19 protein-coding genes are annotated in these 26,294 nt (G+C 48.3%); 9 read left to right on the top strand and 10 right to left on the bottom strand.

The window, feature by feature from the left end; all coding sequences use genetic code 11:
• Both mutL and WCK19_RS03645 read left to right on the top strand, forming a co-directional pair.
• Positions 1 to 1,572: DNA mismatch repair endonuclease MutL (gene mutL / locus WCK19_RS03650; RefSeq protein ID WP_342396002.1), on the top strand; the 1,572-nt coding region annotated here is incomplete at its 5' end.
• 30 nt (positions 1,573 to 1,602) lie between these two features.
• Entirely contained in the window at positions 1,603 to 2,217 is a 615-nt protein-coding gene (locus WCK19_RS03645) for a GyrI-like domain-containing protein (protein WP_342396001.1), read from the top strand.
• 105 nt (positions 2,218 to 2,322) lie between these two features.
• On the opposite strand, the gene WCK19_RS03640 is transcribed toward WCK19_RS03645, so the two are convergent.
• The 3 genes from WCK19_RS03640 to WCK19_RS03630 form a co-directional block, all read right to left on the bottom strand.
• On the bottom strand, positions 2,323 to 3,501 hold the full coding sequence (locus WCK19_RS03640; protein ID WP_342396000.1) for a hypothetical protein: 1,179 nt from the start codon (positions 3,499 to 3,501) through the stop codon (positions 2,323 to 2,325).
• 10 nt (positions 3,502 to 3,511) lie between these two features.
• Positions 3,512 to 3,679 carry a hypothetical protein gene (locus WCK19_RS03635; RefSeq protein WP_342395999.1) on the bottom strand — a complete coding sequence of 56 codons (168 nt, stop codon included), beginning with the start codon at positions 3,677 to 3,679 and terminating at the stop codon, positions 3,512 to 3,514.
• 124 nt (positions 3,680 to 3,803) lie between these two features.
• Positions 3,804 to 5,060: a hypothetical protein gene (locus WCK19_RS03630; RefSeq protein ID WP_342395998.1), complete on the bottom strand. Its 1,257-nt coding sequence runs from the start codon at positions 5,058 to 5,060 to the stop codon at positions 3,804 to 3,806.
• A gap of 842 nt (positions 5,061 to 5,902) precedes the next feature.
• Here WCK19_RS03630 and prfB point away from each other — a divergent pair.
• From prfB to WCK19_RS03615, 3 genes are all read left to right on the top strand, one after another.
• Positions 5,903 to 7,046 (top strand): peptide chain release factor 2 gene (prfB, locus tag WCK19_RS03625; protein ID WP_342395997.1). Its coding sequence is split into 2 segments (ribosomal slippage): positions 5,903 to 5,977 and positions 5,979 to 7,046, totalling 1,143 coding nucleotides; the frame shifts between segments, so codons are not numbered across the junction.
• On the top strand, positions 7,039 to 7,734 hold the full coding sequence (locus tag WCK19_RS03620; protein WP_342395996.1) for a histidine phosphatase family protein: 696 nt from the start codon (positions 7,039 to 7,041) through the stop codon (positions 7,732 to 7,734). Before prfB ends, WCK19_RS03620 begins: the two co-directional genes overlap by 8 nt.
• 67 nt (positions 7,735 to 7,801) lie before the next feature.
• Positions 7,802 to 8,584, top strand: coding sequence for a CpXC domain-containing protein (locus WCK19_RS03615; RefSeq protein WP_342395995.1), 783 nt, complete (start codon positions 7,802 to 7,804; stop codon positions 8,582 to 8,584).
• 178 nt (positions 8,585 to 8,762) lie between these two features.
• Here WCK19_RS03615 and WCK19_RS03610 read toward each other — a convergent pair whose 3' ends face one another.
• Together WCK19_RS03610 and WCK19_RS03605 are read right to left on the bottom strand one after the other, a co-directional pair.
• A complete protein-coding gene (locus WCK19_RS03610) occupies positions 8,763 to 9,383 on the bottom strand; it encodes a Uma2 family endonuclease (protein WP_342395994.1) in 621 nt (206 codons plus the stop codon).
• Between the two features lie 334 nt (positions 9,384 to 9,717).
• Positions 9,718 to 11,298: an acyl--CoA ligase family protein gene (locus WCK19_RS03605; RefSeq protein ID WP_342395993.1), complete on the bottom strand. Its 1,581-nt coding sequence runs from the start codon at positions 11,296 to 11,298 to the stop codon at positions 9,718 to 9,720.
• A 392-nt stretch (positions 11,299 to 11,690) separates the two neighbouring features.
• Here WCK19_RS03605 and WCK19_RS03600 point away from each other — a divergent pair, with 392 nt between their 5' ends.
• Together WCK19_RS03600 and WCK19_RS03595 are read left to right on the top strand one after the other, a co-directional pair.
• Entirely contained in the window at positions 11,691 to 12,317 is a 627-nt protein-coding gene (locus WCK19_RS03600; protein WP_342395992.1) for a Tic20 family protein, read from the top strand.
• A gap of 195 nt (positions 12,318 to 12,512) precedes the next feature.
• Positions 12,513 to 16,727: a PAS domain S-box protein gene (locus WCK19_RS03595; RefSeq protein WP_342395991.1), complete on the top strand. Its 4,215-nt coding sequence runs from the start codon at positions 12,513 to 12,515 to the stop codon at positions 16,725 to 16,727.
• Positions 16,728 to 16,884: 157 nt separating this feature from the next.
• Here the strand turns inward: WCK19_RS03595 and WCK19_RS03590 are convergent, their stop codons facing one another.
• From WCK19_RS03590 to WCK19_RS03580, 3 genes are all read right to left on the bottom strand, one after another.
• On the bottom strand, positions 16,885 to 17,838 hold the full coding sequence (locus WCK19_RS03590) for a hypothetical protein (protein ID WP_342395990.1): 954 nt from the start codon (positions 17,836 to 17,838) through the stop codon (positions 16,885 to 16,887).
• Positions 17,839 to 18,092: 254 nt separating this feature from the next.
• Positions 18,093 to 19,181, bottom strand: coding sequence for a ParB/RepB/Spo0J family partition protein (locus tag WCK19_RS03585; protein WP_342395989.1), 1,089 nt, complete (start codon positions 19,179 to 19,181; stop codon positions 18,093 to 18,095).
• A 13-nt stretch (positions 19,182 to 19,194) separates the two neighbouring features.
• Positions 19,195 to 20,067, bottom strand: a complete 873-nt coding sequence (locus WCK19_RS03580; RefSeq protein WP_342395988.1) for an AAA family ATPase — start codon at positions 20,065 to 20,067, stop codon at positions 19,195 to 19,197.
• A 367-nt stretch (positions 20,068 to 20,434) separates the two neighbouring features.
• On the opposite strand from WCK19_RS03580, the gene WCK19_RS03575 reads away from it, so the two are divergent.
• Both WCK19_RS03575 and WCK19_RS03570 read left to right on the top strand, forming a co-directional pair.
• Complete coding sequence (locus tag WCK19_RS03575) at positions 20,435 to 21,220, top strand: ParA family protein (protein WP_342395987.1); 786 nt, start codon at positions 20,435 to 20,437, stop codon at positions 21,218 to 21,220.
• Positions 21,207 to 22,406: a ParB/RepB/Spo0J family partition protein gene (locus WCK19_RS03570; RefSeq protein ID WP_342395986.1), complete on the top strand. Its 1,200-nt coding sequence runs from the start codon at positions 21,207 to 21,209 to the stop codon at positions 22,404 to 22,406. The genes WCK19_RS03575 and WCK19_RS03570 overlap by 14 nt, the downstream gene beginning before the upstream one ends.
• Positions 22,407 to 22,469: 63 nt before the next feature.
• Here WCK19_RS03570 and WCK19_RS03565 read toward each other — a convergent pair whose 3' ends face one another.
• Together WCK19_RS03565 and WCK19_RS03560 are read right to left on the bottom strand one after the other, a co-directional pair.
• Entirely contained in the window at positions 22,470 to 24,215 is a 1,746-nt protein-coding gene (locus WCK19_RS03565; RefSeq protein WP_342395985.1) for a hypothetical protein, read from the bottom strand.
• A gap of 132 nt (positions 24,216 to 24,347) precedes the next feature.
• Complete coding sequence (locus WCK19_RS03560) at positions 24,348 to 26,150, bottom strand: diguanylate cyclase (protein ID WP_342395984.1); 1,803 nt, start codon at positions 26,148 to 26,150, stop codon at positions 24,348 to 24,350.
• Positions 26,151 to 26,294 lie beyond the last annotated feature (144 nt).

The raw sequence follows: 26,294 nt of genomic DNA, 5'->3' as shown, positions 1-26,294 counted from the left end.
ATCGAGGAAAGCGGCAGCGAAATCGCTTTTGAGGATGGACAACGTGCCTACCATCGCCCGGCTGGGGCGCCCCCCGGCACGATTATCACTGTGCGTAACCTGTTCTATAATTTGCCTGCCCGTCAGAAATGGTCGCGTAGTGGCACCAGCGAAGCAGGGCATATTCTCAACATCCTAAACAGTTACGCGCTGGCTTACCCTGAGATAAAATTCGCGCTGGCGAGCGAAGGACGCGCCGTACTGCAAACTAGCGGCAACGGCGACTTGCGCGATGCTATCAGCAAGGTGTACGGCGCAGAACTAGCGCAAGCGATGTTGCCGATTCTACCCGAAGATGAGGAAAGCCTTGAGGAAGGCAAAAGCCATATAGCGGTGACGGGCTTTACCGCCGACCCTTCCGCCAGCAAGCCCAATCGCAATTTCATGCAATTTTTCATCAATCGCCGTTGGGTACAAAGTCGCTTGCTGACCTATGCGGTGCAAGAAGCCTACACCAGCCTGATTATGAGCGGACGTTTCCCCGCTTGTGTGGTGTTAATTGAGATTGACCCCGCCGAAGTGGATGTGAACGTACATCCTGCCAAAACGGAGGTGCGCTTTCTGTATGAGCGGCGCATCTTTGGAGCAGTGCAAAAAGCGGTACGCGCCGCGTTGGTGGCGGGTTCCAAAACCCCCGCTTGGTCGTTTGCCGCCCCGCCCACGCCACCTCGCGCCGGTTTGTTCCAAACATTTGACCGCCTGTACGCCCCTTCCGAAGAAGGGCAAAGCGCTATCCCTGATGTCGAAACTCAGGCAACGCTAGATTTGCCCCACAACGCGGCGGGTGTGGATTTAATGGACGAGGCGGCTTTTGCTCCGCCCTCAAATGCGCCCGAAGCGATAACCTTGCAGCAATTCGCACCTACGATTGCGCCGGAACATTCGGTGATGACTAAACCGCGTCTGCCCCTGCTGCGAGTGATAGGGCAAGTTAGCGGCGCTTATGTTGTGGCGGAAGGACCTGATGGCATGTACCTGATTGACCAGCATGCCGCCCATGAGCGGGTGATGTACGAACGTTTTCAGGCGTTGGTCAACGGCAAGCGAGTCGAGTCACAACTGTTGCTTGAACCGATGCTACTGGATTTCACGCCCCGCCAACGCTTAATGTTGGAAAATGAGGAACACCGCCACGAGTTGGAAGAACTCGGTTTTCAGCTTGAACCGTTTGGCGACCTGACCTATCGCTTGTTGGCAGTTCCGGCAATGCTGTTCGGGCGCGATGCTATCAAGAGTCTAGGAGAGATGCTAGACGAAGCGGAAGGTATGCGCGATGGCGGTTGCAACCCTTCCAGCAGCGATTTGCTGCACGAACCGGATACCAACCTGCCCCGTTCTTGGCGCGATAAACTCTCCGCCAGCCTCGCCTGTCATGCGGCAGTACGCGCCGGACAAACCCTTAACACTGAAGAAATGCGCGAACTTATTACCCAACTCGAACGCTGCGAGAATCCCCGCGCTTGCGCTCATGGTCGCCCCACTATGATTCACCTCAGTCAGGGGCAATTGGAAAAAGGTTTTGGCAGAAAATAATTAAAAACTATTCTTACAAAGGAGGTTGCCATGCCCGTTCTCGATTTCAAGAAAGAAATGAAAGAGCTTTTCAACCCTTCCGCCAAAGAAGCCGCGCTAGTGAACGTGCCGCCGTTGCCTTTTCTGATGATTGATGGTGAGGGCGACCCCAACACTTCAGCACAGTTCAACGCAGCGGTTGAGGCGCTCTATTCGCTGTCCTACACCCTGAAATTTGCCCTGAAAAAAGAGCCTGAACCGGTTGAATATAGCGTTGCACCGCTGCAAGGGCTGTGGTGGATGGATGATATGTCCCAATTCAACATGGAGAGTAAAGCGGGTTGGAAGTGGACATTAATGATTATGCAACCGCCGCAAGTTACACCTGCTGCATTGGAAAGAGCCAGTACCGAGGCTTTCAAGAAGAAGGGGCTGGATACAATCCGACAAGTACGGCTGGAAACTTATCATGAAGGCTTGGCGGCGCAAATCATGCACCTTGGTCCTTACGAAGCAGAGCCGCCCACCATCCAGAAATTGCACCAATATATCCACGCGCAGGGCTACCAATTGCGCGGCAAGCACCACGAAATCTACCTGAGCGACCCGCGCCGCACCGCCGCCGAAAAGATGAAAACCATTATTCGGCAGCCTGTAGGTAAGTAACGCCCCGAACACCAAAACAATGGGGGATAAAGAGGAGGCACACCCTTTTCCGACTTTGTAACCGCCCCTGCGCTCAAAGTACAAAGTTAGGCACCCTCAAATTAGCTAGATAAAAGCATTGCCGCTAACAAAGTACATACCTAAAACCCATGCGCTTAAAAACACGCTTGCCAATAAGCAATAAACTTGCAACCGCCTAAAAAACGTAGTGGGCAGCAGGTATATCACCAGCAGCAAACCTGTAGCGTTGCGAGCATGATCCACCAGATATATATAGCTGGCGGTTGGCAAGAACAGCAAAAACGCACCCTGACACAACAACAGCGGCATTAGCAAGTCGCCATAAACCGCGCTAAACCTGACCAATTTACGGTTCCAGAAGGGGCGCAACCGCCAACACAGCCACAGCAAGGGTACGGTAGTTGCCAGAATTATAGTGAACCGCTCTTCCAAAGGTGGATGGTAACTTTCCGCGCTCCATAGACCTGACAAGGGGAAAAGGTTGAAGGGATGCCCTGCACTCAAGCCATCTTGCCCTAACCACAGCCGCAAAAAACCTTGCCATAAGGCATAGGGTAGCAGCCAGCCAACCCCCAATTTCACCAGATTTGTCCATTCTCTCCGGTTCAGATAGTATAGCAACCAACCCGCGCCGAACAGCAAACCCAATTCTTTAGTCAGGCTCGCTAAAAGCAGCAACACCGCGATGCGCCACACCGCGCCGGGGCGCGTCAGGAAAAGTCCTAATGCCAGCGTTATAAGAAGAAAGCATAACGGTTCGCTCAAATCATAGAGGTAGGCACACAAGGTACCGGGCCAGAGGGCGTAACCTAACGCCCATATTGGGGCTGAACCCAGTCGCGCCAACATACGCGCCAACAGAAAAGTGGTTGCCACAATCGCCCCATAATTGACCAACAGCAGCATAAGCGGCACCAATTCAGCCTGTCCCAACGATAACAAGCGCACTACCAGCGGATAAAGCAAACGCGCCTCCCGATAGGATGGTCTATCTAGTTGGGTTGCCGGTTGCAAAGGGTTCAAAGCCAAATCATAAAAGAACTGCCCATCGTAGCCGATTTTCTCCAAATTGAAAGGTCGCGCACCGTTAGAATCCCAGTTAGAACCGGGGTGGATAAAGGCAAAAAGGCGGTCTGGAAGGGTTTGCAGTTGTGGGTTTAATGATGGGATGCGCCACAGCAACGCCAGTGTTATCGTCAAATATAGCCCCGCTACCAATAGCGCAACTTTACCGGGCTTGAGCCGGATTACATACTGTTGCAAAAACCCTCCTTCAAAAATTTAGACAAGGAGTAAAATCACCCTGTCCGCACAAATCATAGAATATCAACCGCTTTGAAGGGTTTATGGCTTTTTGCGGGAGCCATCGCCGGATGGTACGCTGTAAATAAACCCGTTGGCTAAAGCGGCAGCAGCCTTCACCGGACTGCGCTTGGGTCATTTTACCACCCTTCACCAACAGGTCAAGTGGGGTCTTGAAGCCGAAAATTCCCGCCCTTTGCGGAAAAATGTAATAACATCAGCAAGATAAGGCAGAATGCCCTACCCTGCCGATTATTAGAAAACTAACGCTCGACTACCAGATACACTGGCGCAGCACCGGCTTTATATTCATCGCCAACTCTCTTGAATACAATAAAACCTTCGGCAGGGTTATTGCGGTTTGCTCTTATGGAAAAGCCCTTCTTGAACTTGGTCTTGTAGCGCTCGTCTTCTTTTGCAAAAATGTCTTTGGTTTTCTCGATTTTCGCCCCCTCGATATAATAGGAGATTGCCGCTTCGCCGATAGCAAGAGTTGAACCAATGGCGTTGGCAGCGGTGGTCAGGCTAATCGGCAAGCCAAGCGGACCGGTGATTTTGGCAAACTGGTTAGTCACCATATTCATGGTATCGCTTATGCCATAAGGGCGCAAATAGCGTACAAAATCGGTGGCATCATTTTTGCCGGTTCCTGATTTACCGCCAATGCGTCCGACTAAATCAACCAAATTCACTTGAAAGTTATAGATGCTGGCGGCATCCGCGCCCGGAAGCGGGGCAAAACAAACTGCCGCTGCCACCAGCGAAGTCGTCCAAGTTATATTTTTAGCCAAGCTGATTTTCAGAGAGGGTATGGAGGAACCGGCAGCATAGCTTACTTTGGAGACTTCCGGCAATTTATCATAAACTGCCATAACCAATTCTTCGATATTATAGCGGTCATCTACTCGGTTATTCCAAGTGGTGCAAACCGGCACGTAAGTATTGGTAAGAAAGGAGATTGAGTCAAGAGAGATAGGTATCTCATTATCCGGGTCAGCCTTGTTTGCCACCAGTATAATAGGAAGCTCGATACCTAATTGCTTCAGATAGGCTTCTCGCAAGAGCAACAGAAAGGTAATATCATCTTGAGAAAAAGTGAAGTTTTCGGCAGGCTTTGCCACCAACAAAATATCAATCTTATTAGCAATAATCTCCTCGATTACTTGCTCGGTGCGTGAAAATTCACTCCAGCCCTCTGCGGTGGGTATATCTACAAATTTGATGGGCCAAGTATCTCTGGTGTACTCCAGCAAAACCGGAAGAGCATTCTCCTCATCCTTCAGTAGTACCCGCTCGTTCATTATTGCATTGATAATACCGGGCTTACCCGAACCTACCGCACCATAAAGCCCAATTCTTGGAGCTTTTACATTGCGGGACAGCACTGCCATAAAATCAGGCTTCACGAGCGGTTCAAGAAAAGCCCTGATGGGAGCCGGGAATCTTGAGATACCGGCACGAGTCGAAATCTCAACGGATGAGAGTATCGAGCCAATTTTATCCAAACCCATGTTAGCCATAACCTTCTCCTATAATCTAAAAGAACAAAGAATTAGCGCTAGAATTTCTATAACAACACTTTTTGATAACTAAAAGTTAATAGAAGCTCATTTTTAGGTATGTGTTTAATCTACAATTACACTTTCTGAATATATTAGTTTATTTTATTTCCAATTAATTTAATATATTATAGCATGTCACAAACTATAACATGCTGATTAATGCTACAAAAATACGTTGTTTTGAGGCTATATGATAGGGCTACAGCGGTCTTCAGAAAACGGGCTGGCGAGCTTACACCAGTATTATCCCAATAATAGTTTAGTTATATATGCCAAATTAGTTGATTTGATGATTTCTAACCATTTTTGATTAAAGCTGTGGGTTATCCCTGTCTCCATACTCAACCATCATTTTCGCGCGGTTGACGCTCAAAGGAGCAGCGCGTATAATCGAGTGTCGTTAGGAATTATGAGACATGAGATAATTTGAGCAGCATTACGCGCCAGCGTTGAGGTATTGCCCTTTGCCAACCAAAGCTTCGATGTAGTTTTCGCCCAAAATTTTTTGATGCATGTATCGCCGGAAAAGGTGGGATATGAAGCGTGGTAGCAAAGCGGTATTTATCTAACCGCTCATAAAAAAGATATAGCATAACATGTCGCGCCTTTGCCCATGCCAACACCCGGCAGTTTTATCTGCTCAGTAGATTGGCAAGCATGGGCTTTATCCAGAGCCGCGAATGGCTACTCAAACCCGTCTGAACTGTGCTAAACGGGGCGGATAATGTACTTGGAAAGATACCGCCCACGCAAAAAATGGGCTGGGTATCACTAACATTGCTTGAAAAATAAGGGATAAAATGGCAGATTATAACGAATTGAAAGCTCAATTGAACGACCTCAAAGAGCGGGTCGAGGAAATCGAGGTGCGTCTTTGACTTACCTAACAAACGTAAGGAAGTAACCAAACTCGAAAGCGAATCCACCGAAGCGGGCTTCTGGGATGAGCAGGCGAAAGCGCAAAGCACTATGCGCCGCCTCACTGGCTTGCAAGAAGAAACCACTTTCTGGAGTGAGTACAGGCAGCGTATTCTGGACGCGCTAGAATTGCTAGAATTGCTAGAACTGGAGGACGATGATATCTCGTTCGCCGAATTGCAAAAAGACCTAGCAGAGTTGCAGCGCGAAATGGGCGAGCGCGAGTTCGACTTGATGTTCAACGGACCATATGATGACCGCACGGCACTGCTCACCATTAGCGCACGCGAAGGCGGCACCGACAGTCAGGATTGGGCGGAAATGGTTTTACGTATGTACTCGCGCTGGGCTGAGAAAAAACGCTTCAAGGTGCAGTTGGTGGACTTATCACCCGGTGAGGAAGCAGGCATCAAAAGCGCAACGCTTGAAATAGACGGGCGCAACGCCTACGGTTTGGTGCGTTCAGAAGCAGGGCAGCATCGGTTGGTGCGCCTCAGCCCGTTTGATGGCAATCACCGCCGCCATACCAGTTTCGCGCTGGTGGAAGTGCTACCCGAAGTAGAGGACAACATCGAAATCGAGGTACGCGAGGAAGATATTCGAGTGGATACTTATCGGGCAACCGGCGCGGGCGGTCAGCACATCAACAAGACCGATAGCGCAGTACGGATGACTCACCTAACAAGCGGTATCGTAGTAACTTGCCAGAACGAACGCTCACAACTACAGAATCGCGAAATGGCAATGAAGATGTTGAAGGCGCGGTTGTTGGAGCGCGAAATTGAGCGGCGCGAGGAAGAACAGGCACGTTTGAAAGGCGAACATCGCCCAACCGGATGGGGTAGCCAGATTCGCAGCTATGTGTTACACCCTTATAACATGGTAAAAGACCACCGCACAGGCTTTGAAACAAGCGATACCACCGCCGTATTAGATGGCGAAATTGACGGCTTTATGGAAGCGTACCTGCGCTGGAATATCGGGCGGGGCGAAAGCAGCACAAACATAGCAGACGACGATGAATAATCAAGGCAAATTTAATTACTCCGGCTTACATACAGAACCGGAAGGCTTAAGCGCGGAAGAAATCGGGGCGGGCGGCACAATCTGGTTGGCACGACACGGTGAGGTTTATAATCCCAGCGCAATCTTCTACGGGCGTATGCCACGTTTCGGGTTGAGCGCAACCGGGCGCAAGGAAGCCGCTATCACAGGGAAGTTCTTGTGTGGGCAACCTATTGAGGCGGCGTACTCCTCGCCATTGTTGCGAGCGCGACAGACTATCGCGATTATGGCAAAATGTTACCCGCACCTGCAATTACGTCAGAGCAAATTGCTGCTGGAAGTGCGTACCCAATATCAGGGTCGCTTGCAGAGCGAATTGGGCGATTATAATTTCTATGAACCGATTGCCTCGCCCGATGACGAGGATTTGAACGATGTGCTGGCGCGGGTGCTAACCTTTTTTAAACGTACCTTGAAAGAATATCACGGTAAGCAGGTGCTGGCGGTCTCGCATGGCGACCCGGTGGTGGTGACTCACGCTCATTTTGTGGGGCTGCCCATCAAGTTGGCAAGTATTCGCCAGCCCAATTTGTACCCGCAACATGCATCTATTACCCGCTACGATTTCCCGCCGGAGGGTTACACCGAAGACATCTCGCGGGTGCGAGTCAGCTATTACCACCCACCCGATGAATTTGGGAAGTCTTGAGTTAAGACAAGGGACTTGAGCAAAAAAGCACATGAAATTATCTGACATGCAAAAGAGGATTGACTAAATGGCTGTGAAAGCTATCTGCCGCTTTAACTGCGGAACTTGCGAAACTGAACTGGAACAGGATGGCGTTATTTACTTCGATGCGCTTGATACAGAGCTAACCGCGAAATTGTTGGTGCATGAAATCAACCGCGAAACTTGCCCCAACTGCATGGCGGATAATATTTTGCCGCTGCCGTTGGTTTTCCATGACGGGAAAAGACAATTGTTGGTGGCATATGTGCCGGGAGTGGCGCAGATGTCGCAAGAAGATATTGCCGATGCCTTACGCCTGCCCTACGAAACCGCCATTACCGACATTGCCAAGCGCATGGGCATTGAGTTTCCCGAACCGGACGCTGCCGCCTCCCCGCCCAGTGAGGAAGAACCCTATACCCGCTTTTCCGCGCTCACTCAGGAGCAAGCCGCCGAACTGTTGCCGGAATATCTCTTGCGCCCTACCGTTGTCAGCAGCCTTGATGTGGTAATCGCAATGGTTCAAGCGGTGCAAGAAGGCATGGGTACGCAGGAAATTCTGGAAGATATGGCGCGTCTGCAACTTATCAACGCCCTAATCGAAACCCGCGACGACCCCATCACCCGCCGCAAAGTGCTGCGCCTTAATGAGCCTTATCTCGATGAGGAACTTTTGGAAGTCATTGATACCCTGAGCGAGCAAATGGTAGAGGAAGGCAATACTGAACTCGGCGAAAAGTTACAGCTAGTTCGCTACGAAATTTTGCGCTACAAAAATGTGCAAGAGACGAAGGCAAAAAAGGCAAAGTCTAAAGAGAAGGCGGAATAAGCCCTGAACTAAAACGAGGGATTTGACCCCTCGTTTGAACCTATATGTCCTTTGTCCAAACGTATTTTCCCTGCTCAAGAGTATGCCGCAAAGGTTTTACTCATTTTCTTCAAAGGCAATGCCCTCGTGCAGACGGACAAGACTTATCTCAATTTCCTTAGCAAAAACCAACCTTAACTTATTCCTCAAATTCTACCCGCTCATATAGCTGACTTAGGGGTATTTCCAGACCTAAAGCTTCCAACCGTAGCACGTCTTCTAAATCTTCCAAAGACTCTTCCAGAATCCAGCGGTTTTCATCCCCGATCCGCTGGCAACTCTGCACCCAAATACTCTCAGAATCAAGCATGATATAGGCTTTTAGGCTGGTAATCCGCTGGTAATGCTCTAATTTGAAGCTGGTATCATAGTTGCGAGTTGAGGGACTGAGTACCTCAAACAGAATAAGTGGGTTGGCAACCGTGAAACGATCTCCACGATAAAATTGCAGTTGACCACAAATCACACTGGCATCCGGGTAGGTGATAAAATCTCTGCTTTTTTTCTGCCCACTTCGCACTTTTAGCTCAGCCTTATTTTCCACCCCAATTTTAAGGTCGCTGGTTAATACTCGGCAATCTTTACCTCGTAAAAGTGTACCCAGTTCTAGGATGATATTAGCTTGAATCTGACTATGCTCCGGGCTACCGCCAGCCATCGAATAAATCTGCCCATCGAAATATTCGTTTTTAATTTTGGCTCTTTGCTCCTGCCAGAGATATTCTTCTACTTGGTAGAAAGGTTTGTTGGGCTGAAACATGCTCCCGCCTCCAATATTCACTAGCATATGACCTGAGAAAACTTCGCGTTATTGTAGCATATTGAGCAGAATTCCCACCCACCTGACCCGTTTTAGAATGAGACATCTCTTCTAAAAGACTCATGCTTAGCATACGTGCCGTAAGCTCCTTAGCTTTACGTTATCGTTGGTTTATTAACATTTATTTTACTGGGGTCTAGTTCTTCTAACATAGGTTTCTATTATACCTTCCTTTGTTCCTTCCTCGTAAGCCCTCTTTTTGAGACGATACGAAAATGTGAACCGTACGCACTCAAAGAATTTCCCGTTCCTTGAGCGCGTCCACTTTTCCGCGTTAGTTCACGCGCTTGTTCTTGTTGCCCCACTCTTTCTCTCGTAGCACAAACTTCTGTACTTTTCCGGTGGAAGTCTTGGGCAATTCGCCGAACTCAACTGAGGAGGGCGCTTTGAAGCTGGCAAGATTCTGCTTGCAGAAGGCAATAATCTCTTGCTCGGTGGCGCTCTGTCCCGGCTTGAGTGTTACGAAGGCTTTCGGGCGCTCGCCCCACTTCTCATCGGGAATTGCCACTACCGCCACTTCCAGTACCGCCGGATGTCTGGCGATAGTCTGCTCTACCTCAATGGTCGAAATATTCTCGCCGCCGGAGATGATAATGTCTTTCTTGCGGTCGCGCAGTTCGATATAATCGTCCGGGTGGCGTACCCCAATATCGCCGGAGTGGAACCAACCGCCTTTGAAAGCTTCGGTAGTAGCTTCGGGCTGCTCGAAATAGCCCTTCATCACTCCGTTGCCACGCATCACCACTTCGCCCATCACATCGGCGTTTGCCGGCACATCGCCCATCTCGCCATCCACAATACGCACGTTATCATAGGTCAGATAACTAAGCCCCTGCCTTGCCATTTTCTGCGCCTGTTCTTCTGCCGAAAGCACGCTCCATTCGGGATGCCACTCGCAAATGGTGAACGGTCCGTAAGTTTCGGTCAAGCCATAGACATGGATAGGGCGGAAGTTAAGAGCTTTCAATTGTCCCAAAATGGTGGGCGAAGGCGGCGCTCCCGCTACCGTTACGGTAATTTGGCGATCCATCGGCTTTGCTTTCGGGTGATTGACCAAGCTGATTTGAACGGTAGGTGCGCCATTGTAATGGGTCACGCCCTCTTTCTCGAACAAATCCCAGATGAGATCGGGGTCAACTTTCCGCAAGCAAACATGTGTGCCGGAAACAGACGTAACCGCCCAAGTGAAGCACCATCCGTTGCAGTGGAACATAGGCAACGTCCACAGATAAACCGAGTTAAAGTTCATGCCGATTTCGATGACTTCACCTAGCGCATTCAGGAAGGCGCCGCGATAGGTGTACATCACCCCTTTTGGTCGTCCGGTTGTGCCGGAAGTATAATTGATGGAGATGGTTTCTTCTTCGTCCTCAAGCCAGCTTACGGTCGGTTCTGCGGAGGAAGCGGCGAGAAAATCCTCGTAAGCATCGCCCGGTTCGCCCGTATCTTCCACCACCACTACCTGTACGCCCTCTAAATACTCGTCCATTACCAACCCGCGCAACTCGCGATCCACAAACAGATATTTTGCGCCGGAGTGCTGCAAGATATAACCGATTTCGGGTGCGCTCAAACGGGTGTTAATCGCTACCAGAATGCCACCCGCTGCCGGCACTCCAAAATGTGCATCCAGCAGGGCAGGAATGTTGGGACAGAGAAAGGCAACCCGGTCGTGCTTTTGCAAGCCAGCAGCACGCAAACCGTTAGCCAATCGGTAAACTCTTTCTTCAAATTGTTTGTAGGTATAGCGACGTTGCCCGTGAACCACCGCAATTTTATCGGGGAAAACAAGCGCACTACGACGCACGAATTGGAGCGGGTTAAGCTCGGTACGATAAACTTTCTGACTAGCCACATCATCCTCCTGAACACGTTAAAATATATATCTGGAAAAAGGCACGTAAAGCAATCGTGAAAATTGTAGCACTTTGGTGAATGGGTATCAAGGCAAATTCTTACCAATTGCACAACGTTGTTGGCAATAAATATTTAATCAAAGGCATTGGGAATATCAATAAGTCGGTATCCACTCCGGTCAAAAGTGACAAAGTTCATAGTTCAATTTGAGAAATAGCCTATAATAAAAAGGCACGGTTGTATCGTAATGTGTGATGGGAGATTAAAGCACCCCTATTATTTTGCGTTAGAATCGGATAATATAAACTGGTATCTTTAATCAGAGAACTTATATTTTAACTGACGCTATTGGTAGCAGTTTGTTCGGAACATTAAAGGAAAGGAAAAGCCATGTCTCAGTTCCCTCCCGGTCCTCCGCCACCGCAACCGCCTAACGGTCAACCACCCTATGGGCAACCGCCTCAATATGGGCAGCCCCAGCCTCCCTATGCGCCGCCACCTCAATACGGACAGCAACCACCCCAATATGGGCAGCCCCAGCCTCCCCAATACGCGCCGCCACCTCAATACGGACAGCAACCCCCGCAACAATACGGACAACCTCCCTATGGAGGTGGGCAGGGTTATTATGCGCCTCCGGGCGGGCAGCCAAACATCAGCGAGCCTTACAATAGCGGCTTGCAACCCAACATTGCCTGTTTGCTGGCGTACCTCTTTTCTTTGGTTGGTGGTATCGTAATCCTCGCCATTGAGAAGCAAAACCGCTTCGTGCGCTTCAACGCGATGCAAGCTTTTATCATGGGTGTAACCCTTTTTGCGTGGAACATTGCCAGCGCTATACTGGGCTTTATACCGGTTATCGGAACGATTATTTCTATCGCTGGTATCTTTGTAGGTTTGGGCTACTTCGCACTGATTATCTATATGATTATCCAGTCGATGTCCGGCAAGTATGTTAAATTGCCGATTATCGGCGACCTTGCCGAGAAGAATTACCCCACCTTCTTGAAGCAATAATAACGCAATACGCTTGGCACGCTCTGTATAGGGGCGTGCTTTTTTTATTTGAAAAGGACACCACATGCTACATGCCTAAAAACGTTTCTTGCAGCAACCCTTGATTGACACTATTTAAGGACTGGTACTATATGCTATAATTTTTATACAAACAAATATATTTTAGCTATTACTCCCCTTAAAGAGTTAACGTTTATGTCTAACATGCACCAACCATTCGACCAAGAATCACCTCTACAGCACTCTAGCCCTACTAACGGAATGATATTACCTACCCTGTTGGATAATTTGCAAACTGCTGTCATAGCGCTTGATTCCGGTTGGCAATTTCGCTATCTCAATCAATCTGTGGCGAATCTGCTGATATGTAACGCCGCCGAATTAATGGGGGGAAATTTCTGGAGTACGTTTCCAGCGTTTGGCAATACCCAATTTGAGCAGCATTTTCGGCGAGCTATGGAAGAACAGACCTCCGCCCACTTTGTGGAATACTACCCGCCGTTGCAAAGCTATCTGGATGTGCAAATTTATCCTGCTGAGGGTTCGCTGTTAGTTTTTCTCCAGAAAGATGCGAGCAAAGAGATTGATATACCCAAAAGCCCACAACCCACAGGATTGTTGCAAGAATCGGAGCAAATCTACCACACTTTCTTTGAGAACAGCATGGACGGCTTAATGCTAACTGCGCCGGATGGCGGCATTCTGGACGCTAACCCTGCTGCTTGCCGAATTCTGGGATTTAGTAGAGAGGAATTAATAGCGGGGGGTCGAGGTGGCATAGTGGACACATCCGATCCACGCTTGTCAGAATATCTGGAACAGCGCATCCTAAAAGGCTTTGCCGTGGGCGTTCTGACTTTTATCCGCAAGGATGGAGTCAAAATTGAAGTCGGCCTAGCTTCCAGAATTTTCACCAACGCTAATGGAGAAGCGCGAACCAGCATCATCTTCCGCGATATAACCGAACATGAACTGTTGGAGGCTTCCTTGCGGGAGAGCGAGGCAAAATTCTCCAAAATATTCCAATCCAGCCCGGTTGCCGCCTTTATTTCCACCATCGCAGAAGGTCGTATTCTTGATGTTAATACCACTACTCTAGGGCTTTTCGGATACACCAGAACAGAAATGGTCGGTCATACCTCTGTTGAACTTGATATTTGGGTTACCCCCGAATCTAGACAGTATATTGCAGAACGTCTTCGTAAAGATGGTCATCTTAATGGGTTTGAAGTTTCTTTCAAGCGGCGGGACGGAGAAGTAATTCACACTCTAGCATCCTATGAGTTACTAGAGCTTAACGGGAAAACCCTTGTGCTATCCCAACTTCAGGATATTACCGAGCGCCTACGGTCTGCGCAATCATTGGAGAGGTCTAACCTACGCACAGTGAATATTCTCGAAAGCATTAGTGACGCTTTCTACGCGCTGGACTCCGAGGAGCGGTTCACCTATGTAAATAGTAAAACCGAACAATTGTGGCAAAAGCGGCGAGAGGATTTGCTAGGCAAACGTATCTGGGACATATTCCCGCAGATGGTTGGTTTGGCTCCGTATCAGCATTTGCGCCAAGTTCTTACCGAGCAGATTCCGGTTAAATTTGAGACTTTTTCTGTTTTACTCCAGCAGTGGGTCGAGGTCAGCGTTTATCCGGCGGCAGGCGGGGTTTCGGTTTATTTCCGGGATGTAACCGAGCGCAAATTGGCGGAGAGGGCTTTGCAGGAGAGCGAGGCAAAATTCTCCAAAATATTCCAGTCTAGCCCGATAGCGACTATTCTTTCCACTATCGCAGAAGGTCTTATCCTCGATGTTAATAATAATACCGCAGAGCTTTTTGGTTATAGCAAAGAGGAGATAATCGGGCGCACTTCAGCCGAACTGGGTATGTGGGCTGATTATGAAGCTAGAAAGCAGCTTCAAGAGCTTCTTCTTAAAGAGGGCAGCGTTCATGCACTTGAAACGTCTCTAAAGCGCCGAGATGGGCAAATAATTCAGACGCTGATTTCCATTGATTTGGTGGAACTAGGCGGGGAAACGGTGATGCTATCCATGCTTCAGGATATTACCGCGCTTAAAAAAGCCATTCAAACGCAGGCGCAGCTGGCTGCTATCGTGGAATATTCCGAGGATGCCATTATCAGTAAAACGCTAGAGGGGGTAATTCTGAGTTGGAATGAGGGCGCAACCAGAATGTATGGCTATACCGCTGAGGAAATAATTGGGCGTTCTATCAATCTGTTGGTTCTTCCAAATCGTAAAGATGAAATGCCTCCCCTATTGGATACTATTCGACGAGGAGAGCATATTAATCGGTATGAGACGCTGCGCCTGTGCAAAGACGGCACTGAGATTGAAGTTTCGCTAAGCATTTCACCGCTGAAGGATGCTGCCGGAAATATCATTGGTGCCTCTGCAATTTCTCACGATATAACCGAGCGCAAACAGGCTGAAGAAGCATTACACCGAAGCGAGGCGCGTTTCCAAGCTTTTATGGACAATAGCCCTATGCTTGCTTGGATAGCGGATGTTGAAGGGGAGTTTCGCTATGTAAACAAATCTTTCGCTCGCATGACCGGGCATGAAAAGGAACGGGTTATAGGTAAAACCGTCCTCGAATTATTCCCTGAAGAAATGGCGGAACAGTACCGCTTAGACAACCTAAAAGTTTTTGAAACCGATAAACCGTTTGAAACACAAGAGCTTTATATACGGGGGGATGGCTCTACCGGCTACGCGCTGACTACTAAATTCCCACTCCGCGATTCATCCAACCCGCCTTTGATAGGCGGTGTGGTGATAGATATTACAGAGCGGGTACAAGCGGATGAAGCACTAGCGGATGAAAAAGAGCGGCTTTCCGTGACCCTGCGCTCTATCGGTGATGGCGTAATCACCACTGATTTGAAGGGCAATATTACGCTCATCAATCGGGTAGCGGAGGAGTTGACGGGTTGGAGCCACACTGATGCAATCGGGCTTCCGCTGGATACGGTGTTCAGCCTTTTGAATGAAGAAACCCGCCAACATCGTGAAAGCCCCGTCCGGGAAACCCTAAATAGCGGTCGGATAATTATGTTGGAAAACCACACCTTGCTGGTAGCTCGTGATGGGGTTGAGCGTGTCATTATGGATAGCTGCGCCCCTATTCGAGACCAAAAGAGCAATATTATTGGGGCAGTGTTGGTCTTTCGGGATGTTACCGCGCAGTTAAAGTTGGAACAAGAAGCGCAGAAATCGGCAAAACTAGAATCGCTAGGCGTGTTCGCGGGGGGCTTGGCACATGATTTTAACAACTTGCTGGCGGGGATAACCGGCTACCTCGACCTCAGTAAATATTACCTTGAAAATAGCGAGTTGCCCCATTCTACCGAACTGGAAGACTTTATTAATCAGGCTCAAGCTGCTACCCTCCGCGCTCGCGGACTGACAGTACAGCTTTTGACCTTTGCTAAAGGGGGTCGCCCGGTTAAGACAACCATTGCGCTTCCTCCGATAATTGAAGAAGCCACCCGTTTTATGTTACACGGTACGAGCGTAAAGCCGGTATTTGAACTGCCAGAGGATTTGTACACGGTAGATGCAGATGCCGGACAATTAGGGCAGGTCGTTCATAATTTGGTATTGAATGCTGTTCAGGCAATGCCGCACGGGGGCATACTTACCATCTCAGCCAAGAACTTGCAGTTAGCGGAAGGCACGTTGCCGGGTGTGACGGCGGGTAGGTATGTACAGGTCATCTTGCGAGATGAGGGAGGGGGCATCAGCTCTGAAAATCTTTCCAAGATATTTGACCCCTATTTTACCACCAAGAAATCGGGTAATGGGCTGGGGCTGTCGGTTTGCCATTCCATCATCCGACAACATAGCGGACATATGGAGGTAGAAAGCGTGGTAGGAAAGGGTACGACCTTTACCATTTATCTGCCTGTTTCCAACCAACAATCGGAACTGTCTATAAATCAGGTTGCATCGGTTTCGAGTTACGCTCCCACAACTACAACTGCTTACATGAGAATATTAGTGATGGATGACGAACATTTGCTGAGAACTTTGGTAAAGCAATATTTGCAGAGGTTAGGGCATAAGGTAGAGGTAGCCGAAGAAGGGGAGGAAGCCTGCCAGCTTTATCGTGCCGCTCTCGAAACGAAACATCCCTTCGATGTAGTGCTACTCGACCTGACTATTCCGGGTGGATTAGGCGGCAAACAGACTATGGTAAAGCTGTTAGAGCTTGACCCACAGGTTCAGGCGGTGGTTTGTAGCGGTTACTCCAATGACCCCATAATGTCTGATTATCAGCAATATGGTTTCAAGGCGGTACTACCAAAGCCGTACCATATGAGTGATTTACAAAAGCTTCTGGTTAAATTGGCGATGGAAAAATCTCGCGACGATTCTGATAACGCGAACTGAGGCTCAAGGAAGGGCGGCACAAAACGCTCCTGTTCTTGTGTGATTATTTTCTTTATCCTTTCAATAATTCTGGGAGAACCCGCAAAATTGGGGTTACTTTAGGTTCAATTGTGAAGATTTTCACTGCGCTTGCCCCTATTTATTGAGAGAATACCAATTACTCCTCATCCGAATAGGACAGGCTGTTAGAGTTTTTCAGCAAGTAGTGATATTTGCCGTCCGGATTGGTATAAGCCGAATAATTAATTCCAGCATTATTTTGAGCGCGTCCCGTGGGTCGCGATGAAACCGGCTTGTCGGTAGAGCGTAACATTTTGACCAGAAAAGCGGGACGGTCGCGTACTCTTTCGGCGTTGTCAACGTAATCCATCCAGCTTTCCACTGTTTTAAGGCTGGCATGTTGGCTGATTTCACGAGCGACTTCTAGCGAAACCCCATAATCAACCAACAATTGCTCCACCACCGCCTGTTTGTGGTGGTTGTTTTGATTCAGTTTATTTGTGTTGTCTTTCTCTGTACGAGGTCTAAAGTTTTGACTCCGGGGGTCTAAATTTTGTGCCTTGAGGTCTAAATCATAGGCTTCAGGGTCTAAAACTTGTACCTTGGGGTCTAAAGTTTTTACCCCTACTGGTTTGCGGTTATGCTTGATTTTTCGCTCTTCCAACTCGATACATTCATCTGTATCAATTGGTTGGGCGGGTTCTACCATACGTAAGCAGTAATATTTTTTGATGCGGGCGAGGTCGCGGGTGTCCACCTCTTCCAAAATAAAGCCGTCTTCGATGGCTTGTTTCAAGCCGTTGCGTACCGATTGTTCGCTTAGGCGTGTGCCTAAATCCATGCGCGAACCATCGATGCGTTTGCGCCCGAATATAAACTCGTCAATGGTGATGCGGCGTTTGATGCCGAATTCTTGGAAACCCCAAGTGTGCCTGAGAATATATTCCACTACTTTGAGTTCGGCGAGGCTGTTGATGCGGGCGGTGATGTCCGTCCAGTTGTTGGGCATTCGGAAATAGTTGCTTTCCGGGCGTGAAAACCCCGCAAACTCGAACTTATCGGACGAATAATCGCCCTTATCAGGTTGTTCTGTTATTGAACGTTTGCCCATATAACCTCGCCAGAACCTATCTTTCAGCTAAATCTACCAATTTTTCGGGTAAAAAAGACATATCTTAATAAACTACCGGAGGTAGGAAGATGAAACAGGCTTGACATGCGACATGGTCAGGGTATAATAGAGGCATGCCCACATCGGGTAAAACTCAAGCCAGCCGCATCGGGTAATTCCCCCGGCTATAAGCTAAACTTTGAAAAAGGACAACCTCTCGCCGCCAAGCAAACGAGGTTGTTTTTATTTTGGTTTCAGTCGCCGCTTTCCAACCGCTCTAAATCCTGTCGCAATAGCGTTATCAGTTCTTCGCGGCTTAACGGCTTTTCTTTTCCATTGTCTCCCCACCGACGGATGATTTCAAGGTCCGCCAGTTGTATTAAGGGCTTCGGTTCGTTCTCTGCTTCCTCGCTCAGACCTGGCAGGATGGGTTGTTCGGTTTGTTTGGAATGTTCTTTCATTACAAGCTTTGAATCGCGAACGCCTAACTCTCCACCGCCGCGCCGTTGCGCCTTAACGCCTCGATAGCTTTTAAGCAATTTTATGGCTTCACTGCTGGAAGGCTTGCGTCCTAACTGTGTTTCCAGAGTGCGAATTGCTTCTGCCGCTTCGCGCTGACGTTCTCTCGGAATGCGTGAAAGCTCTCGCACCACTCCCACGCCATAGCTGAGTTCTCCACCCGGCTCAACATTGTGAATAAAATCACCAAGCGTAGCCTGAGCTACAAGTTGTGAATTATCTAACAAACCGCCAGCGATTTGATGCAATAAAATCCGGCGTGCTTCTGGGTCAAGATTCTCGGCAATAGAGATGCGTTCGGCTACATAGACCCTGCCAGCCTCGCCGCTTTTGCCTAACCGTTGCGCGATTTCCGCCTGAGTCATATTAAACTCCGAGGCGAGTATGTAATAACTTTCGCCTTCTTCCCACGGAGCAAGCGCACGCCGTTGCACATTTTCCGTGATAGCGTTGAGCAGTGAACCTTGAGGGTCGGTTTCGCTCAAAATCAGCGCAGGTACTAGCTTTTTGCCAAGCTCACGCGCAGCGGTAAGGCGACGTTGTCCGGCAATAAGGGTATAACGAGTATCTGCGTTTGGTGCGGTGGGCTTTTCTCGCATCACCAATAATGGCTGGAGTATCCCTTGCGCTTCGATACTGGCTTTCAATTCTTCTAACGCCACGCGGTCAAGGGTTTTGCGAGGTTGGCGTGGGTTCGGGTCTATCAGGTCAGAGCGAATCCAAGTGAGCCGCCCGGTGGGAGCTTCGTCCGCGCCTACGTCTTGCTGCCACAATTCGCGCCTTGTCCCGGCAGTATTGGAATTGTTGTTGCGTTTCGCTGTCATCACCACCATTAAATTAATCTAAGCCTGCCAGTTTTACCGCCTGTATAATAGTATGTTCGCTGATTTTGCTTTCATCCTTTTGCGCTCCTAGCACCAGCGCGTGGAAACCGATTTTGCAAATGTTACGCGGTATTCCATCGCTATAGCGCACGAAAGCATCTAACGCGCCTTCATCGAAAATGACGTTTACGTTGCCACCCACTACCTGAAGCCGGAAATTTACCAAATCCATAACTTCGGATGCACCTAGCTTATTGAGGTAGCTGTGAGTTATCACGCGCTGCCATAGATTGCCGCGCCGTTTGATTATGTCAATCAACTCGGTTTGACCGAACAGTACAACCTGCAACAATTTTTCTTCGCCTCGCTCGAAATTGCCGAGATGGCGTAGGTATTCCAGTGCTTCCTTGCGTAAACTTTGCGCTTCATCTATTAGTAGTACAATGTTGTTAAGCTTTAGCTGAGTTTCTTCCAGAATGAAAGCCTGTAATTGATCTTGCATACGGCTCACTTGATTGCTGACCGGGTCTAGCCCAAATTCGCGGACAATGGTGGAGAAAACCTGACTCGGTGTGCCGCTAGGATTACCTACGTATGCAACCTTATAACCTTCGGTTATAGCAATGCGGTCGTACAGAAACTTGGCGGTGGTGCTTTTGCCTGCGCCAACTTCTCCATATACCGCTGCGAGACCCTGCCGTTCTCTCAGTACCACCGAGACAGCGTTAATTGCTTGCAGGTATTGCCCCTTCTGCATAAAGAAGCGGAGGCTGGTGCCAGTAATGGGGAAGGGGTTTTCAGTCAAGCCCCAATGGAAAAATTCTTTCCCCACCCGGTCGAGTGGCTCCATACGTTGGGTTAGTGAAAACCTGCTAAGCTGGGTCATTTCTGATTAAAACCTTTTTTGATACAATAAACGTTATGCTGTTGCTATATGTCGCTTTCATGATGATTATAACCTACCGAGTCAAAAAATTGGTCACTATTCTCATGACAAGTGAAAAATTTATGCCATAATTTCCCGCTCATGTGTAACTTTGCTGCTAATTGTTCCTTTATCTTGAAAAACACATGTAAATTCCGGGAACATTTATATTGACAGGTCAAGGCAAGAGTTCTAAAATATATAGAGTGAATGGCTATCCTTTCTACTGATTACTCAATTAGTGAACAACATTTGGTCGCGTCCCGTGGGTCGCGATGTGCATAACAAATCCGTTAGGTAATTCCTATATCTGGTAAAGGACAAAACAGTGCCAGCACGCGAAGCAATGAACAGATGTATAGCCAGCGCGAACCAAAAGGGTGGAGTGGGAAAAACCACTACCTTGGTTAACCTCGCGGCTGAAATGGCGAGTCGTGATTTCAGGGTGCTGATTATAGATACTGACCCGCAGGAAGCTAGCGCTAGTTTGCGCTTGTTAGGTTCTAGGAAATACAACCGCACATTGGTGGATGTGTTGCAGGACGAGGCACGCCCGGAGGATACTATTATTCCGGTTACGAAAAACCTCGACCTGTTGCCCAGCGACGCACGCCTGTCGGTATGGGAATTGAATGCGCTAAACGAAATGGGGCGTGAGTTCCTCTTCCGCCGCGCCCTAGCCGATTTCGTAAAAACTTACGATTATACCTTCATAGATTGTCCACCCACCCTTGGCTTGATTGTTACAAATTCTCTAATGTTGGCGCGAGAAATTATCGTGCCTGTCAGCCCCCAAGAATTGAGCGTGGTGGGTCTAACCCAATTCTCAAATACGGTACAGGCAATTCGCGCTACCCTAAACCACGAAAATCTGCATGTGTTGGGCTATTTGCTCAATAACGTACCTGCACGCGGCAACGTTTATACTGCTGTAAAGAATGCCGTTCGCAAACAACTTGGCACATTGGTTTTCAAAACCGAAATACCGAGTAGCAGTGTTATTCCACAAGCGGAACTGATGCACCAACCGCTTCTGGAGCATGACCCGCGCCACAAAATAACTGAGCTATATGCCGCTTTGGCGGAGGAGGTGATTGCTCGTGGCAAGCGCTAAAAAACCCCGCTTTAATGTCGATAGCTTGACTACTATTATGTCAGGTGTGGCTGCTGAGGAGAGTTTGCCCGATGTGCGGACTCTCGACCTTGAATTCCTATTTATAGGAGACCAACCGCGGCAGTTGCTTGGGCTAGTAGATGAATTTGAGAATGAGCAGGCGCGGGCGGATTGGTTTCTTCCGGTTCATCAATTTTTCAACCATCTTAAAGCTAACGCGCAGCAGGATGAAAAATCTGTAGCAGCTTCAAGCCTTGTTGACCTTGAGAATATGGCGCAGAGTATCCGTGAGCATGGGGTGTTGCAGCCTATCTTGGTGCGTTATCAAGAAAGTGAAGATCGCTATATTATCACCGATGGGCATCGCCGTGCGCTTGCCTCCGTGCTTGCCGGAAATACCCGAATTGAAGCGAAAATCAAACGCGCTTGGACTTCTCACGATATTCTCTCCGAGCAATTAATTGCCAATCTGCAACGCAAAGATTTGACCGCGCTTGAATTGGCGCGTGCGATTTCACAGCTAAGAGAGCTATATGCCAGCCAACTAAAGGAAACCGAGCCAAACATTCACCCCAACCAACTTGCCGCGAGAGTGTGGGATAGGCTAGAAGCGAGTCTTGGTATTGGGCGTAGGCAGTTGCAACGCTTGATGCAGGTTAACGAATTTTTCAAGTCGCTAGACCCAGAACTGTCAGACCTTGCCTCCGGCTTGAAGGAAAGGCAATTTCGCCCACTCTTTCGCCTACCCGCTGAGGTGCAACCATTGGCTCTTACGCTGGTTGCGCTCAATAAAGAGAGGTCTTTGCAAGATATTGAACATTTGGTTGAGCGTTGCTTGAGCGGCGCTGACATCATGAAAATAGCTAGAGAAATCGGTTGGTTGTTACCCGTCTCTCCAACTCCAACGCATCCTCCCAAACCTTCAAACACCGACCTCACGCTTGAGGTAGAGGATGATGAGGAGGTAGAGTTGAAAGCGGCGAATGTCAAGAATGTACTGTCTGCCCTGAAGCGTATGCCTCGCCAACCTGAAGCTCTATTGCGTCGCCTTGAAGAAGAACTTGCCGTTGCTCCTGAGAACGAAAGAAAGAAAAAGCTCTATCGTATTGAGGAAATCGAGCAAGAAGCCTTTAAGCTCAGTCGTAGGCTTGCCGACATCCGCAAAAAATATATTAATCCCCTCTAATAAAATGACCGCGACCCACGGGACGCGGTCAAATCTTTATATCAGTTTCACGTGTAACAGACGCTACTTAAGCGCGAACTCTGCGACAAGTTCGGGCTTGTCGTTGGATGCGTAAAACACCAGCGTGCGTGGTAGGCTTTTTGCAGTATCGCTTACCAGATAATACAAAATCCCGCTGACTTTATCTTTGCCCGCGCCTTTGGTGGCGGTTTCAAACTGGAACGGGTCGAAGCGATCTTTGGCTTCCAATGTGTATGGTCCTGTGGTATAAACTTGCCCGTTGCTATCCCGCAAGTAAAACGGGTAGTTTTTTACAAAATCGCTCACATCACTGCTTCCAGTATTTTCCAGCGTAATCTTGACCGACTCATAATGATAGCCTGTGGGTATTATGCTGGGCTTTGCGCTAATGGACGGTTGGTACTGGTTTACAATCAGGGCGAAATTGCCTAGTAGATAGCGCTGGTTAAATGCTACACTCGTAAGCGGAGTAGGGGACGGGAGCGCGATAGGCATAGGGGTTGCGGTTAGTGCAATAGCAGTTGGGAGGGCAATTCGGGTGGAGGTTGCTTCGGGTGTGGGCGTACTCAAGGCAATCATTACCGTTTCGGTGGCTGCCAGCACCGGAGTGAAGGTAGGTGGTAACGGTGTATTGGCGGTAGTCGGTAATAGCGTAGTGGTTGGCTTTGGCAGCGCGGTATTGGTCGGTTTTATGGTTGGGGTGGGTGTTGCAGACGGTAAGAATAAATTTACCTCAAGCGAATTGCCCTCGTCCGGCAAGCCCTGTGGGGTATAGACCACTCGGCGTAGGCTAGTGCCATCCTCCATCTCAAAGGTCAGCCAGAAAAGGCGGCTCTCACCGGGCAACAGTCGTTTTAAATCTAGCGCCGGAACACGCCCATTCTGAACCGGAGTAAGAAAGCGGTTACGGCTATCAATACCTTGATAAAGCTCAAGATTGGTTCCTAACGGTTGGTTATAAGTATTCTCCAGCAACAACCAAACCCCTTCAAAATGCTTACCGGGTGAGGGTGTGCCAGCGCCTTCCAACGAAAAATTGGTGGAACGGTTGTCGTAGCTGGAGAAAGTGAGATTGACCCCGGTGAGTTGTCCGCGCTCATTTTGTACCAACTTGAGGTTAAGGAAGGGCGATACGGTGGGGACGGGAGTAGGCGGAATAGTGGTGCGAGCTTCGGTAGTTTCGGCGGAGGCAAGGTCAGTGGTATGTATAGCAGTTGTCGTTTCAACATTAGAAGTTATATCGGTACGTATCGCGCCAACTGACCCCGGTTTTCCGATGTTAGACATATAGAGGATTACCGCTGTTATTATCAGAACAAGCAACAACGCCCCTAACAGAGCCGTAAAACCCGGTTTACGTTGTCGAGGCTGGAGTTTTTCATCAAGGTAAGGTTGGGTCAGAAGTTTTCGCATATCCTCTGATTCTTGCACTCCGAATGATAAATCGCTATCGGAGGCAAGCCGGATCGCCCGCTTTTTTGATTTGCTATCATCCACTCCTAACTCGCTGAAAAGTGAATCAACTGGGTCGGCAGGTTTGCTTTCTAGCTGCATTTTCAGGGCTTCAATGCCCCGTAACGCTTGCGGGTTAGCCGGATTGATTTCCAAAACTCGTTGGAGGGCTTGATAAGCTTGGCGTGGCGGCAATGTGGCAGCTAAATAAAGCCAGCCTTCTTCACCGGATGGGTTTGCCTGTACTGCCCCGGTGAACAAACGCCGCGCTTCACCGATACGCCCAGATTCAAGCGATTTTCTACCGCTTTCAAGCCACTCTTTATAGTCGTTCATTACAACATAACTCTATCATCTGCTAAAAGCGCCCTCCGGTCTGAAAGTTACTTGATATATCAAGATTCTAGCATAGCAGTTATAGCCCTGCAAGAGTAAATTAATTGAGGGGTGTGGCGAAGAGAAGAAGGGTTATTTATCGAGGTCAACTTCTTCCATTCCGGCTACATTCATGTCGCTGGATTTGTCAGGAACTTTAGCATCATTAATCATGTTTTGAGTAAGATTAGAGGCATTTGGAATTTCAAGACGTTTGTCGGTTTGAGCAGCAAGCCGCGCTGCCCGATAGCGATAAGTTTGTTTGCTTAAATCTACGTTGGGGTCAAATAGACAAACCCGATCTTTGCCGGTATCTTTCGCTCGATACATCGCCGCATCGGCATATTCAAACAATAATTCGGCGCTTTGGGCATTGGTAGGAAAACTGGCAATTCCGATACTCATTGTTACCATTGCATTCGCTCCGATGATAAACTCATCCGCTTCGAGCGGCAATTTTATTTCACGCGCTGAGACTCTGAGCCTTTCTGACATTATTCTAGCTTCCTCGGAATCGGTATCTGCCAGAAGGATGCACATTTCATCTCCGCCGTAGCGAAAAGGCGTATCACCTGCCCGGCAGTTATGGCGAATTAGCTGACCCATTTTTGAAAGTAGCACGTCGCCTTTGGTATGACCGAATACATCGTTGAACCATTTCAAACGGTCGAGGTCAATCATGATTAGGCTGAGAGGGCGATGCTGCCGTTCGGCACGCCGCATCTCTTTGTCAATTCGTTCCCAGAACTCCAGTTTATTATATAATCCGGTTAAAGAGTCGGTACGTGCCAGTTGCTTAATGTTCTCCAAAATAGAGGCACGTTCCACAACAACTCCAACTTGATTACATATTCCGCTTGCAAGGAAATAATCTGTTTCTGAAAAATTAGCGGAGTTTAAACAGCCTAGATGCAAAACCCCATAAATAATATCTTGCGCTTTGATAACCTGACAGATAGATGATTTAAAGTCTCCGACATGTTGAACTACCGGACAAACCGTATCATTAATATTATCCTGCTCATAAGGTTGGAAAGAGTTACATAATTCAAAAGGAATACCAGAAAGGCTTGTGCGGTCAATGCTAAGATTTCCCCGATGTTCGCTGGGGTCAAGCACATGCACGCCAGATGACTCCTCTCGTTCAAAGTAGCTGACCAACCTCAGAACACCTGATATAGGGTCTAGCGTGTGGATAGCGCCGATGTCAAATTTTATATAATTGACTGTTTCCAGGAGTGTCCGCCGATAAATATCTTCGATGTTGCTTAGTTCACTGATAGCATCAATAATGCCTTGTAGGCTTTCCAAATGCTTAATCTGGTTTAATATCCGGTCATTTTCTGCCGGAAGCGCATGGCTAAAACCTTTATCTTCCGTAACATTCAAGCCAATATCTACCAGCTTAAGCAAAGCTGATAATTGCGTGGCTAACGTTATCGCTCCTTCTTTATCCACTTCATCGAAACCTCCGGCTTTGCTATTTATCGCTACCAACACGCCTTTGAGTTCGCCTTGAAATATTAGTGGAACTACCATTTCGGATAATACTGGTGGCATATTCTGACGGGAAGAAACCACTTGCCTGTTGATAAAAGCGCGTACTATCATAGAATTGCTATTGTCTATGCTGATACTGCTTTCAAAGCTTGCTACCTCTAGCTTATTACTCGAAATTAGCTCAGGGAAAAGCGGTACAAGTGTTTTCTCATCGGCAGAAATATTAAAAATCATTGCATTTTCAACATTTAGCGCTTTAGCGATAATTTTGATGGCAACTTTAACTATGCTGCTTCTTTCTTCGAAGCGTGGGAATAAATCTGCAAGCTGTTGGGTTGCTTGAAGAAATTTGTGATAACGGTTGTCCGCTCCTTTTTCCTTTCCCTTTCCCTGCATAATACCTTTGATAGCCTTGTTATTAACAAATGAAGCGGCTATCCCAATAATTGGAGTAATTTAGTCCTATTCCTAGCGCTATATATAGAGTCAGTTGTTTATGCCAGATGAGAATATAGCGAGGTTATTTTGGCAGAAACAATG

Source organism: Candidatus Chlorohelix sp. (assembly GCF_037138995.1).
In the GTDB taxonomy this organism is placed as follows: domain Bacteria; phylum Chloroflexota; class Chloroflexia; order Chloroheliales; family Chloroheliaceae; genus Chlorohelix.
This window is presented reverse-complemented; position numbering and strand designations above follow the sequence as displayed.

Bases quoted from the DNA above. Each gene is read 5' to 3' on its own strand.
- WCK19_RS03630 (WP_342395998.1), bottom strand. From the start codon at position 5,060: ATGGCTAACATGGGTTTGGATAAAATTGGCTCGATACTCTCATCCGTT.
- WCK19_RS03645 (WP_342396001.1), top strand. From the start codon at position 1,603: ATGCCCGTTCTCGATTTCAAGAAAGAAATGAAAGAGCTTTTCAACCCT.
- WCK19_RS03585 (WP_342395989.1), bottom strand. From the start codon at position 19,181: ATGACAGCGAAACGCAACAACAATTCCAATACTGCCGGGACAAGGCGC.
- WCK19_RS03590 (WP_342395990.1), bottom strand. From the start codon at position 17,838: ATGGGCAAACGTTCAATAACAGAACAACCTGATAAGGGCGATTATTCG.
- WCK19_RS03580 (WP_342395988.1), bottom strand. From the start codon at position 20,067: ATGACCCAGCTTAGCAGGTTTTCACTAACCCAACGTATGGAGCCACTC.
- WCK19_RS03615 (WP_342395995.1), top strand. From the start codon at position 7,802: ATGGCTGTGAAAGCTATCTGCCGCTTTAACTGCGGAACTTGCGAAACT.
- WCK19_RS03595 (WP_342395991.1), top strand. From the start codon at position 12,513: ATGTCTAACATGCACCAACCATTCGACCAAGAATCACCTCTACAGCAC.
- WCK19_RS03600 (WP_342395992.1), top strand. From the start codon at position 11,691: ATGTCTCAGTTCCCTCCCGGTCCTCCGCCACCGCAACCGCCTAACGGT.
- WCK19_RS03610 (WP_342395994.1), bottom strand. From the start codon at position 9,383: ATGTTTCAGCCCAACAAACCTTTCTACCAAGTAGAAGAATATCTCTGG.
- WCK19_RS03560 (WP_342395984.1), bottom strand. From the start codon at position 26,150: ATGCAGGGAAAGGGAAAGGAAAAAGGAGCGGACAACCGTTATCACAAA.
- WCK19_RS03635 (WP_342395999.1), bottom strand. From the start codon at position 3,679: ATGACCCAAGCGCAGTCCGGTGAAGGCTGCTGCCGCTTTAGCCAACGG.
- WCK19_RS03620 (WP_342395996.1), top strand. From the start codon at position 7,039: ATGAATAATCAAGGCAAATTTAATTACTCCGGCTTACATACAGAACCG.
- WCK19_RS03565 (WP_342395985.1), bottom strand. From the start codon at position 24,215: ATGAACGACTATAAAGAGTGGCTTGAAAGCGGTAGAAAATCGCTTGAA.